General features: G+C 52.8%; 10 protein-coding genes. 5 read left to right on the top strand and 5 right to left on the bottom strand.

Going from position 1 to position 12,706, the window contains the following annotated elements:
• The first annotated feature begins 188 nt into the window (after positions 1 to 188).
• From Q0Y46_RS12195 to Q0Y46_RS12210, 4 genes are all read left to right on the top strand, one after another.
• Positions 189 to 1,154 carry a YhjD/YihY/BrkB family envelope integrity protein gene (locus Q0Y46_RS12195; protein WP_295678055.1) on the top strand — a complete coding sequence of 322 codons (966 nt, stop codon included), beginning with the start codon at positions 189 to 191 and terminating at the stop codon, positions 1,152 to 1,154.
• Positions 1,151 to 1,753, top strand: a complete 603-nt coding sequence (locus tag Q0Y46_RS12200) for a hypothetical protein (RefSeq protein WP_297947689.1) — start codon at positions 1,151 to 1,153, stop codon at positions 1,751 to 1,753. Before Q0Y46_RS12195 ends, Q0Y46_RS12200 begins: the two co-directional genes overlap by 4 nt.
• 75 nt (positions 1,754 to 1,828) lie before the next feature.
• Positions 1,829 to 4,216, top strand: coding sequence for an ABC transporter (locus Q0Y46_RS12205; protein ID WP_297947691.1), 2,388 nt, complete (start codon positions 1,829 to 1,831; stop codon positions 4,214 to 4,216).
• Between the two features lie 69 nt (positions 4,217 to 4,285).
• Positions 4,286 to 4,876, top strand: coding sequence for a hypothetical protein (locus Q0Y46_RS12210; protein WP_297947693.1), 591 nt, complete (start codon positions 4,286 to 4,288; stop codon positions 4,874 to 4,876).
• A 28-nt stretch (positions 4,877 to 4,904) separates the two neighbouring features.
• Here Q0Y46_RS12210 and Q0Y46_RS12215 read toward each other — a convergent pair whose 3' ends face one another.
• The 3 genes from Q0Y46_RS12215 to Q0Y46_RS12225 form a co-directional block, all read right to left on the bottom strand.
• Positions 4,905 to 5,216 carry a hypothetical protein gene (locus Q0Y46_RS12215; protein WP_297947695.1) on the bottom strand — a complete coding sequence of 104 codons (312 nt, stop codon included), beginning with the start codon at positions 5,214 to 5,216 and terminating at the stop codon, positions 4,905 to 4,907.
• A 127-nt stretch (positions 5,217 to 5,343) separates the two neighbouring features.
• Complete coding sequence (locus tag Q0Y46_RS12220; RefSeq protein WP_297947697.1) at positions 5,344 to 6,792, bottom strand: glycosyl hydrolase 53 family protein; 1,449 nt, start codon at positions 6,790 to 6,792, stop codon at positions 5,344 to 5,346.
• A 26-nt stretch (positions 6,793 to 6,818) separates the two neighbouring features.
• Complete coding sequence (locus tag Q0Y46_RS12225; protein ID WP_297947699.1) at positions 6,819 to 7,856, bottom strand: GGDEF domain-containing protein; 1,038 nt, start codon at positions 7,854 to 7,856, stop codon at positions 6,819 to 6,821.
• A 195-nt stretch (positions 7,857 to 8,051) separates the two neighbouring features.
• Here Q0Y46_RS12225 and ligA point away from each other — a divergent pair, with 195 nt between their 5' ends.
• Positions 8,052 to 10,166 carry an NAD-dependent DNA ligase LigA gene (gene ligA / locus Q0Y46_RS12230; protein WP_297947701.1) on the top strand — a complete coding sequence of 705 codons (2,115 nt, stop codon included), beginning with the start codon at positions 8,052 to 8,054 and terminating at the stop codon, positions 10,164 to 10,166.
• Position 10,167: 1 nt separating this feature from the next.
• Here the strand turns inward: ligA and Q0Y46_RS12235 are convergent, their stop codons facing one another.
• Entirely contained in the window at positions 10,168 to 12,249 is a 2,082-nt protein-coding gene (locus tag Q0Y46_RS12235; protein ID WP_297947703.1) for a glycoside hydrolase family 5 protein, read from the bottom strand.
• A 194-nt stretch (positions 12,250 to 12,443) separates the two neighbouring features.
• A partial coding sequence (locus Q0Y46_RS12240) for an IMP dehydrogenase (RefSeq protein ID WP_297947705.1) occupies positions 12,444 to 12,706 on the bottom strand: 263 nt, incomplete at its 5' end.

Here is a 12,706-nt window from a genome sequence, read left to right on the forward strand (position 1 = left end):
ATTTCAAAAACAATTTGGCTACAAAAAAGACATGAGAATTGTCCACATATTCAAAAAGCAATTCCGCAGCCATCCATGTTTATCGTTTTTTACATTCGCCTTCAAAAAAAGCAACATGCCAACAAATAATTTTCATATAAGAAACGCACCCACGAACAATCCGGGCGTTTTACTATCTTTGGGAGCAAATGGCAAAATGGATGAGAGATTTTTCTTGGGAAAACCTGTTTGACGGGATTGCTGCAAAATCACCCGATTTTGTAAAAATCATCGTGGTCACAGGAAAATCCTTCCTCTACTACCATGGCCTTACCCGTGCAGCGGCCCTCACCTACACGACCATCCTCGCCGTAATCCCGCTGCTCATCCTTCTCACTTCGATTACGCTCGCTGTCGGGTTCGGGAATTTCATCTCGGATTACCTGCCCCACCTGCTGGACATGTTCAGCCTCGACTGGCCCACGGAGCCCATTGTGGCGCTCATCGAAAACGCCGAGCACGTGCCCATCGGCAAACTCGGGATCATCGGCGCTGCGGGTCTTTTCGTCACCTTCATCCTCGCCTTCGGCAGCCTGGAATCGAACTTCAACGTCGTCTGGGAAAATAAGACTTCCCGAACGCTCTGGAAACAGACCTGCATCTACACCCCGTTCCTCCTCATTTTGGCAGGTTTCATCGGGCTCTACGCCGGTTTTGTGAACCACGTGCAAGAAATCCTTTCGACCATCATCATCGACGGGTTCCACTTCTCGCATTCCTTCTTGACCTTGATTATCAACGCATTCTGGTACGTGACCTTCCACGTCATCCTGTTGCTTTTCATCTTCATGATGCTCTACGCGCTCCCGTCCCGGCCCGATAAGAAGGGCGTCTACACTAAACGCAAGCTCTATTGGACCTCCGTTCTCGCAACATTCCTCGCCTGGCTTTCCATTTTCATCTACGTAAAAATCCTGATGCTCATCCAGACCGCCATGGTGAACAGAATGTCCATATTTTATGGGTCTTTAGCCTTTATCCCGCTACTTCTCTTCTTGCTTTTTGGCATCTGGGTGATTATTTTATGTGGGAACAGCCTCGTCTGGACCATCTGCCACTGGCCCGAGGCGGGTAAAAAAACATGGAATTGGCAAGGAGGCTCGAAAGACCTATGAGATTAGCAAGAATCATTTCCGCAATCACGTTTACGTTGGCTTTTGCCGTCACTGCCCACGCCGAACTTGCAGGCATGAACGACCAACCCGCCGATAGCACAACCAAGGAACGCTCCTGGTCCGGCCTCGTCGGCGTAAGCGGAGGTAATTCGCTCATTGCCCGCGACGGAACCATCTTCATGAGCGTGCGTATCGGTGTACAATGGAACGACATCATCGCAAACGGTGCCTGGGCCACCTTCCTCATGAGCGACGTCGAAAACCCGAACGTCAAAGGTCAAGAGCTCATCAACTATAACGCCTTCGGTCTTTTTGCTGAATTCTTCCCGTACCGTAACGGGGCATTTGCCATTTCTGTGCCCTTGCAAGTCGGTGGCGGTGTTGTCAATGTCATTGAAAAAGGCGACGAAGCCTTCTCGCCCGAAGAAAAATTTTTCACAGGCGAACTCGCACTCCACTTCAACTATCGCGTGACCCGCATGCTCGAAGTCTCTATCGGCGGCGGCTACCGTATGTTTGCCGGAATCGACGAAAACAATCTCGACGACATGGACTTCTGCACCCCGTTCGGGGAACTGAGGTTCACGATAAAAGAATAGGGGTTAGGGGCTAGGATCTAGAGGCTAGGAAGCTGGAGCCTCGAACCTGGAACCTCAAGCCTCATTGCTTTTACCATGGACAAAGTCATTTCCATACGCGGTTGTAGGCTGCACAACCTGAAAAACGTCGACGCCCAGTTCCCGCTGGGCAAGATTACGGTTGTTTGCGGGCCTTCGGGCTGTGGAAAGTCGACACTCGTGCTCGACACCCTGCACGGCGAATCCAAGCGCCGCTATCTGGAAACACTCTCCCCCTTTGCCGCCGAACTCCTAGGCGGGCGAAGGATTATCCCCATCGACAGCGCCGATGGGCTCCCCGCTAGCCTCGCCGTTGGCCCGAGCCATGGCGAAGCTCCCGCAAAAGCCTACGCATTGAGCCTTTCGGAATGCGACAGTACGCTGCGCGGGTTATTTGTAAGGTTCGCAAAGCCCGCCTGCCCCGTGTGCGGCAAGCCGATGGAAAGCCAGAGCCGCGAAGAGATTATCAAAGAAATCGCCGGACTGCCGCAAGGGAGCAAGCTGCAGTTTTTCGCGCATCTCCCCACCAGCCGCACCAGCCTCGACAAGCTGGCTGCTGTATTCTTGGCGCAGGGTTTCACCCGCGCCATGGCCGACGGCGTCAGTTATTCACTGGCCGACCTCACCGAAAACGAAAAGGGAATCGTTCCCGAAGATTTCTTCATCGTCGTGGACCGCGTAATTGTCCGCGAGAACACGCGCACCCGCATTGCCGAAGCCGTAGACGGAGTCCTGAAACTCACCCACGGCGAGCTAGTCCTCGACATCAACGGTAGCCGAAAGCTCTACAGCACGGCCCCGCGCTGCCCCGACCACGGAGCACAACAGTCCCGGCCGCTCCAGTCGGAAGACCTGTCCCCCTACTCGCGCACGAGCGCCTGCCCCACCTGCGGCGGCACGGGAATCATCGAAAAAGACGACACCACCGAGGACTGTCCCGACTGCAAGGGACTCCGACTCAGGCCAAACCTGCTCCAATCGGTCATCGACAACTCCACCTGGAAGGACTTGCTCGAAACGCCATTCGCCAAGCTCGGGCCGAAACTGCACCAGCTGTTCGACAGCCGCCTGAACGCGAACCAGAAGCCCGCCTTCAACGCGCTCCTCGACCGTATCGAGGCCATCAACGAACTCGGCATCGGCTACCTGACCGGCGGTCGCAGCGCGACCACGCTTTCGGGCGGCGAAATCCAGCGTTTACGCCTTTCGAGCCTCAGTACCGGGCATCTGAACAACTTGCTCATCGTCCTCGACGAACCCGCCAGCGGACTCCACCAATGCGACGTGGAAGCGCTCTGGAAAGTCCTCAAGAAGGTCCAGTCCCGAGGGAACACGCTCGTGCTCATCGAGCACAACCCGGGCATCATCAAGCGAGCTGACTGGATTATTGAAATGGGACCGGGAGCCGGAGAAAAAGGCGGCGAGATCTTGTTCCAGGGAACAGCAACGGAAGTGCTGGAGAATCCGCAGTCACCGACGGGTGCGTGGATTAGGATTTTAGACGAGAGACGAAAGACGAGAGACGGAAGGAAAGACGAGAGGAATGACGAGAGAGGTGGGTTTGTCATTGCGAAGGGCGTAGCCCTGAAGCAATCTAAGAACGCAGCGACCATCGACATCAAGAACTTCGCGATGTTCGACATGAAGCCGGTGTCGGCGGAATTCCCGGTGCAAATGTTCAGCGTCATCACGGGCGCAAGCGGCAGCGGCAAGTCTACGCTCCTGTTCAAGAACCTCGCCCCCCGCGCCAGTCAGGGCGAGTTCGAAGACCTCGGCATCCAGGCGCTCTCCGTCCTTTCGACAGGCGACTTCCACGGGAACCGCCGCAGCACGGTCGCCTCGGCCATCAGCCTGAACACGATGCTGCGCGACTTGTTCGCGAAACTCCCCGAAAGCAAGGTGCGCGGCTACACGGCCTCGAAGTTCGCGACGCACGCCCCCGGCGGCCGCTGCGAGAACTGCAAGGGCGAAGGCGTACTCTACGACCCCGCCGGCTACGAAGAGACCGAATGCCCCGTCTGCCTCGGCAAGCGCTTCAAGGACGAAATCCTCGAAGTCCGCTTCAAGTCGCTATCCATCGCCGACATCCTCGATTTGGAAATCGGCGAAGCCTACAAGCTCTTTATCAACCTCAAGCCATTTGCAGACAAATTAAAGCCATTGGTCGATACAGGTCTTGACTACCTGAAACTCGGACAAACGACGGCCCATCTTTCCGGCGGCGAACGCGCCAGGCTCCGCCTTTCCATCGCGCTTGCCCGTGCCAAGGCACCCAACACGCTTTTCCTTTTCGACGAACCCGCCCGCGGGCTCCACCAGAAGGACATCCAGCATTTGCTCGACCTTATCCGCGGACTCACCGAAGCGGGACATACCGTCATCGCCATCGAGCATGCGCAGGATTTCGTGAACGCGGCCGATTACGTCGTGGAACTGAGCCGGTAAAAAACTAGCCAAAACAGGCAAAAAGTTTTATAGATTTTAAAACGAACGTCATAAAACGGGAGGGCCACCATGTTTAGAATCGACTTTTTTTCAGCAGCCATTATTTCGGCACTATGCCTTTTTGCATGTTCGCAAACTGTAGAAGCCCCCTCCCAAGACGATGATGGCGAAGCTTTGTATTCCTCGTCGTCCATAAAAAGCAACAGCAAAGCGAAATCCTCCAGTTCGGAATCCGCCGAACAAGAAGATGACGAATTTATCGATGATGACGACATCTTTGATGACGGCGGACTTATCATCGACACCGCTAAAATCACGCGGTCCCCCATCGAGTTCATCGGAGAAAAAAGAGATTGCGATTTTTCCGCAGACGATTCCGTATGGACAATCGAGCAAGTCGGTTCAAATTCCTCATCCACCTCATACATCACTTTCAACAAAAAAGCGATGGAAATAAAAATGGATGTCGAAGCCAAAAACGATCCCGACAAGACATGCGACGAATCGATTGCAATATGGACATTCACAATAATTATTCTCGGAGGCAAAGACACTGACGGCCAATGTACCGATGACGGCTTTGCAGCAACGGGAACCCTTGTAGACACGACCCGGACAATCCAAGACAAGAAGGATGTCTACAAGGAAATCTGCAATTAGAACTTAAACGAAATACAGTACGTAGAATTCACTTTGCCGAGATAAAGTCTACATCTTTTTCACATTTATACAAAGTATCTTTTTTGATAACGCAATTTTCGTACGCAACGGCAAACTTTTTCTCATTATCCTGAGAAATTGCCCTGGTCGTCTTTTCCGAAAAATGAATCCAATTCCCTTTTTCGTCAAAAAGGTTTATTTTGGCATACTCGGATTTCTGTTTTTTAATATAGACGGCCTTTTTCATTAGGGTACCCGCCGCATTGAAAGAGGAGCAAAACCGTTCCTCATACGACTCCCCTAGCGCATCAACTTTCCGCACCACCTTGCATTCGCTCATCAAGGAATCTCCATCGAGTTTCTTTTCTACGATAGTGTCATTAAAAACCTTGTTCCCCGCTTGAGCGAAGCATATCGTAAAAGGGAATCCGAGCAAAATAAGAATTAACAGCTTTCGCATTTTCAAACTACTTGGCAGGGAATTCCTCGAACGCCTTTGAATTCGCATAGAGGTCGTTGCCTTTCCAGTCAAAGAGCGCGGGGCCCCAAGCGCCACTGAGCGTCGGTTCCCAGAAGAACGTGCCAATCCAGCGGTCCATTCCCTTTATCATCTCGTTCGTACGCTTGCGCGAGCCGTCGTAATTGTAGTGGTTTTCCTTATCGCCGCCGTTGTATTCTACGACCATGAATTCCAAGTCCGGGTAGCTCGAGGTGACTGTCTGGAAAAGCGATTTCCAGTTGTCTGGAGCGCCGTCACCGTATGCCGTATAGGCCGAGAAGCCCATTATATCGGCGGGGACTTTCTGGTTCTTGAAGATTTCCGTCATCCACCAAGTGACCGTATTGGCCTGACGGATGCGTTCGATGTGCAGCACGGTCTTTGTCGAGGGAGAAACTTCCTTGACCGCCTTGATGCCCGCCTTGAAGTACTTCGCCGCGTTCGCCTTGCCGCTTGCGGTACCCATGTCGCCGTTGATTGCGGTAGATGCCTTGTCCACACCATTGCCCCAGCAATCCGTGCTGTTGTTCGGCACATGGACAAGGATTCCCGGAGTCGTCTCGTTGCCTATCTGCACCATCTCGGGAACTGCGTTCACCTGCTTAAGCGCGTTCATCAAATCGAGGGTGTAAGCATAGACAGAATCGGCGAGCGCGTCGGAGCTGCCGACCTTGCGCCAGCGCTCGGGAATAATCTGCTTGCCCGGATCGGCCCAGTTGTCGCTATAATGGATATCAAGAAGGAACGCCATGCCGGCGGCCTTGATCTTTTGCGCATAGGCGACAATGTGGTCCTTGTCGGCGTAGGCCTCGGCTTCGTGACCGCAACCCGATGCCGCATAGCCATACTTTGCCTTGGGGTCAACAAAAGTCTTGAGGCGGATAGTGTTGAAGCCGTGGTTCTTGAGCACCGTGAAAACATCCGATGCCGTTCCGTCTACGTCGTAAAACTTGGTCTTATTGCGCTCGTATTCCTGCACAGTCGAGATATCTGCACCGGCGTAAAAGTCAAAATTCAAAAGGGATGCTGAAGCAGAAGACGCGGGCAGAGCGGCGCTCGACGTTCCCGATTGAGCCCCGGACGAAGCCGGAGCCGAAGATGAAGAGCCAGACGATGACGGAGAAGAAGAATCTGATTCCGCAGACGATTCTACAACCGTCTTGCTAGAAGACGAGCCCAGCCCCGAAGATTCCACAAGCGATGAAGAGTTCGCCGTTTCAGCAGATTCAGCAACAGGTGACGATTTTCCAGATTCTGAACTTCCCTCATTGGAAAGAGGTTCTGTCGAAACTGAAGAGGACGATTCTGCGATTGAATGATCCCCACCAGAACCGGTCGAGGAATCATCAGAACACCCCGCCAAGGCAATTACGGAACACGCAAAAAAAGTAGAGAGATACAAACTCCTAATACCCATGCCCCTAATATATACTCAAAATCAATTTATGGAGTTGACATCTCCAAAGATTTTGAACGCTTGTCGGCAACAAGTTGCTTTTCGGCTCTCGAAATATAGTCTGGGATAGAATCATTGCCATTGCGATTCCACAAAGTATAGCCTATGCTCAGGCGCAAAGGGAATTTCAGGTGTTCGCTATTCTTGGTCAGGACCATGAGAATGTTCCGCCGCAAATAAAGCGCATCGGAGAAATCGTTCAATTCGGCGACAACAGCAAATTCGTCGGAGCCATAACGGGCGATAAAATGCCCTAGACGCCCACATACGTTTTTCAACGATTCGGCCACAATTTGCAGAACAATATCCCCCTGCAAACGTCCGTAATTCTCGTTAATGTCCCTAAACTTATCCACATCGAGCATGAACAGGAACAATTGCCTATCCTTGCGAATATGCTGAATTTTCGAATCAAGGAACCGGTTCAAATGGTTGCGGTTGTTGAGCCCCGTGAGCATATCGACGGATATCCGTTCGGACTGTATGTTGAGAAAAATCAGCAAAATGCATATTGTAAGCCCGATGGAAATAGAAGGAGTCCCGGGAAGGACGCGCATCTGCAAGAACATCGCCGCAAGCGGTAAAACGACAATGGACGAAAAAGCCAAATTAAGGGTACGATCGGAATAAAATCTCTTCATAAAAATTCTGACGAACGATATGCAGCTCGGAATGAACAAATAGAGGCCACACACAAGCATATGGAATATAAAGTAGGGCCCTCTGCAATAAAAACCGTTCTCGTCAAGGCTAAACAGCCAACCCGTCCAGAAGGAGCAGGCAATCGCCGCCAAGGCCACCAGCAGCGGAATGGACGAGAGCACCCTCAACCACTTTTTCCCCCATAAAGTTTTGCACAGGGAACCCATTGCAAACTGGTACCACGAAAACGTGAGCAAAAGCCCTACGACAAAATACACCGAATTCAAGAAAAGATTTAAAACAGGAAAACTGGATTCGTAGAAGATAAAGCAGAAGCAGTCAACCAGGTTAAGAACTGCGGCAAGGCCCACAATACTGGCCATCAACGTAGAGCTAACATTATAGTCAGCCTCCGATTTTACCTTTACAAGTAAAATTACGCAGATAATCGAGCAAAAAGCAAGTAACTCCACAAACAAAGGTTCAGTCATACAGTCCCCAGATTAATCCAACCTAAAGGAAAGGTAATAAAAAAAAAGACAAAATGTATCCCTTTCGAAAAAATTATTATTTACAGCATGATTGACCAAAAAGAAATCGACTATTCCCGTTATTTTGAGCTAAAGAAGCAACTAGAAGAAGCGAGCCGCCTGTACTACGAAGAAAATGTTTCGCCAATGAGCGATCAGGATTTCGATTTCGGGGTAAAGGAACTGGAAAAACTCGAAAAAAAGTACCCCGAACTGGCGGGCAAGGCCAGCCTCACCCAAAAGGTCGGCAGCGACCTGACAAACGACTTTGCGAAGGTCGCACATGCGGTCCCCATGCTCAGCATCGCGAATGTGTACAGCGCCGAGGAAATGGCGGAGTTCGTGAAGGCGGCAGAAGAAGGGATTGCGAGCTTAGACGAGAGACGAGTGACGAGAGACGAGAGAGATACTTCCCAGTCGTCAAAAAAATGGATCTGCGAGCGGAAAATCGATGGCGTTTCACTCTCTATCGTGTACGAGAACGGACGCCTGAAGCAGGCCGCCACCCGCGGCGACGGAGCCCAGGGAGACGATGTTACTTTGAATGCGCTCACGATTGCAGACATTCCTGAAACCCTGGACGCAAAGAAACTGAAAATTGACCCGAGTGAAATCCCTCAGGGCACTTTCGAGGTGCGCGGCGAAGTCTACATGGAACGCGAGGCCTTCGAACGCCTGAACGAACAATTTATCCTGGAAGGCAAGAAAATTTTCCAGAACCCGCGCAATACGGTCTCGGGTTCGCTCAAGCTCAAGAGCGTCGCCGAATGCAAGACGCGCCCGATGCGTTTCTTTGCCTACCACATTCCGCAGAGTAACAACAAGACGCACGAAGAGAACCTGCAACAACTGAAAAATCTCGGGTTCCATACAAACGAATACTGGAAAGCCGACACCGTCGACGAAATCATGAAGATTTCGGAGCAGATTGGTTCAAGCCGCGACAGCCTCCCCTTCGAAATCGACGGCATGGTCGTCAAGTTGAACGACCTTGCCATGCAGCGCGCGCTCGGCTCTACTAGCAAGAGCCCGCGCTGGGCCATCGCCTACAAGTTCAAGGCCGAACGCGCCTACACGCCGCTCCTCTCCGTAGAATTCCAGGTGGGGCGCACCGGTGCGGTCACGCCTGTGGCGAACCTTGCACCCGTGCGCCTCGCGGGCACCACCGTCAAGCGCGCCACCCTCCACAACTTCGACGAAGTCGCCCGACTGGATCTCCACTTCGGCGACACCGTCGGCGTCGAGAAGGGCGGCGAAATCATCCCGAAGATTACCGACGTCAAAAAGGAGCTTCGCCCGGCCGGTGCACAGCCCGTGACCGCCCCGGCGAAATGCCCCGTCTGCGGCGAACCCTTGACGCATGTAGACGGCGAAGTCATCCTGCGCTGCGAAAACATGCACTGTGCGGCGCAGGTGCAATGCCTGTTCGAACATTTCGTGAGCCGCGAGGCCATGAACATCGAAAATCTCGGCCCCGCCCTCATCGCAAGCCTGATTACCACGGGCAAAATCAAGCGCATTCCAGACCTTTACCGCCTCACCATCGAAGACCTGGAATCGCAGGAGCGCATGGCCAAGAAGAGCGCGAAGAACGTCTACGACGCCATCGCCGCATCGAAGGAGCGTAGCCTCGAGAACCTGTTGCACGGTCTCGGCATCCGTTTCGTGGGCCGCACCAGCGCCCGAAACCTCGCCAAGCACTTCCGCACGCTCGAGGCCATCCGTACCGCGACAGTCGAAGATTTGCAGAACGTAAACGACGTGGGCGAACGCATCGGGAAATCTGTCTATGACTTTTTCCACACGCCGCTCTACACGAACGAAATCGACGAACTCGTGGCCCTCGGCCTCCCCACCGAATTCAAGGGCGTCGTGAAGACGCTGTTCCAGGGGCAGACCGCCGTTATCACCGGCACGCTCCCGAACATGGACCGAGACGAAGCACGCAAGCTTATCGAAGAGAACGGTGGCAAGGTTTCGGGTTCCGTAAGCAAAAAGACGAGCTGGGTCTTGGCCGGCGAAGCAGCCGGAAGCAAGCTCACCAAAGCGAACGAGCTCGGCATCCCCGTACACGACGAAGCCTGGCTTCTGGAGCAAATCAACAATACAAATACAGAAAGGCCCGCCGCAAGCGGCGAGCCCGAGCAAACAAGCCTGTTCTAGGCTATTCTGTTACCGGAGCCGGATTTGCAGCCGACGTCGAATCTGTCGCAGGCGCAGGAGTTGTTGCAGACGTCGAATCTGTTGCAGGAGCAGAATCTGTTACTGACGTCGAATCCGTTGCAGGAGCCGGGTCCGTTGCAACTATAGACGGGTTCTCAAAGTCAGCATCCTTCATCCCGTAGAAGCGGATGTCATCCAGCCAGATTTCGAGTTCCTCGTCGACGACCTGGCCGTAAGAAGAACCGTTGCTGAACTGGAGATTGCGGACATCGTCGTTATGCTCGAGCCACTCGGCACCGATACTTTCCAGTTCGGACCACGGGCTGGGAGTCCACTGGTCAAACCAGATTGTGTACTGTTTCCACTCCGATGTCAACGTGATTTCGGTGCTGAACGTGCCCCAGTTGTTATGCTTGCAGCAATTTTCGGCAAAGTCGGTCACCCAGGAGACCTTGAACTCGCCCGTACCCTTGGCCCAGAAGGTCAGGGCCTTGAGGTTTGCAAAGTTGGCGCGCTTTTCACTGGTATAGAAGCCGGCGCCGAAGCCCGCCCACGGATAGGAATCGCCCAAAAGGTGCAGCTTGAAGTAAAGACCGCGGCCTTCGTGACCTTCGCTCGTGATCAGCTTTTCGAAGTTCGTCGCCGTGTAATTGTTAGACGTATCGTCAACCATAATCGAGGTGACAAGCGTGTCGCCACCGGCCATAGTGACGGTGCTCGTAAAGTCGCAGTAGGCGTACCAGCGGCCGGCAGCGCTATCCACCGGTTTGCCCTCAGCCAAAGTCAACTTGGAAGAAAGAGCCGTGACGTTGATATTTGCACCTTCATTCTGGTCAAAATCGTCCAGAAGCACATAGTTGAGCGTATCAAGGCTCGGGTATTCCGTATCTTCGAACGTCATTGCGGGATGGAGCAAAGCACGCATCAGAGGAGCGTTCCACTTTCCAGAAACTTCGTCATACACGCCGAAACCGCTGCAAAATTCCCAGTAGGCCCAGCCAAATCCCATTTTATTGGCAACATCCACCATGAAGGTCGTCCATCTCTCGCGAGAAACACTGTCCGCAGCTTCGTATGCACCAAATTCACCAAGATAAACCGGAATATCTTTCGAATCGGCCCATTCCTTGAGTGTAGAGAAAACTTTCTTGATGGTGCGCATTTCACCGAACGAAGCGTTCCATTCCTTACCCGTGGGGTACTGCGGGTTCACGAAGGTCGCGCCCTGGTGGGTAAACGAGAACGGTTCATAATAGTGGAAGGTGACAATCAAGTTGCTAGCATCCTTCGGCAACCGGAGTTGCGAAGCAGCCGCGGCGTTATTGTAGTTGTGCGTTCCCACCATCACCACGCGCTGCGGGTCAACAGTCCTCACAATGTTCACGATGGAATCCACGAGGTCGTTCCACTTGGCCGACGTCAACTTGCCGCGGGGTTCGTTGAGCGTTTCCACAATCAAGGAATCATGGGAATACTTCACGACTTCCGTCATCATCTGGCGGTAAACATCCAGCAAGCAGGGCGTTTCCTTATCCGGATTCGAGTCATACATGGCATTCCAGTGATGCGCATTCAAAATGACCACCATCTTGTTCTTTATGGCAAGGTCGACAGCCCAGAACACCTGCTTCATCCAAGGTTCGTCCACAACGCACTTGCCTTCCTTTTCTTCGACGTGCTCTTCCCAACTCACAGGAATGCGCATGTTCCTGAAGCCGGAATCACCCAGCGCCTGGAAGTCGGCAGGGACAACGGTCTCGCCCCAGTTGCTACTGAACTGAGTCTCGTCGAACTTACTAAAACCGTTATTTTCCGCCTCAAAAACGTTGCCGAGGTTGATACCGGGCCCCATGCTTTTGACAAGACGTTTGGCAAGTCCCAGATCAACTTTAACATTCACCGAAGTACCGCTGGAACTGGACCCGCTGTCAGGATCGGGGGTCTGCATATCCGAAGAAGACCCAGCAAGCAAAGCATCCGGATCGAGAGGCGCCGGCCTCGTAGACGAATCGTCCGAACAAGCCAGCAAGACCAAAACAGCTCCAGAAAGGAGCGACATTCCCATTTTTTTCAGAGAATTCATATTACCTCACTTTTATTTCCAACATATAGTATAGAAACATAAACGGCCAAACGCTCCATTTTTCGGGCATTTTTTGGTTACATCGGGAAACAACGCCCCAAAAAACAAAGAAATCCGCCACAGGCATGCACTGTAGCGGAATTTTAAAGTTTATGAACTAAAAGTAGGCAAAAAAGCCGGAATTATTCCCCGCCTTATTCGCCCGTGCGGTAATTCGGGGCTTCCTTCGTAATCGTCACGTCGTGCGGGTGCGATTCGCGGAGGCCTGCGCCCGTGATGCGGACAAACGTCGCCTTCTTGTAGAGTTCTTCGAGGTTAGCAGCACCGGCATAACCCATGGCAGAATGGATACCGCCAATCAGCTGGTAAACGGTATCGCGGAGCGGTCCCTTGTAAGGAACTCGGCCTTCGATGCCTTCCGGAACGAACTTGCGCGGTTCCTGAACGCCACCCTGGA

Origin of the sequence: uncultured Fibrobacter sp. (assembly GCF_947305105.1) — a bacterium.
In the GTDB taxonomy this organism is placed as follows: Bacteria; Fibrobacterota; Fibrobacteria; order Fibrobacterales; family Fibrobacteraceae; genus Fibrobacter.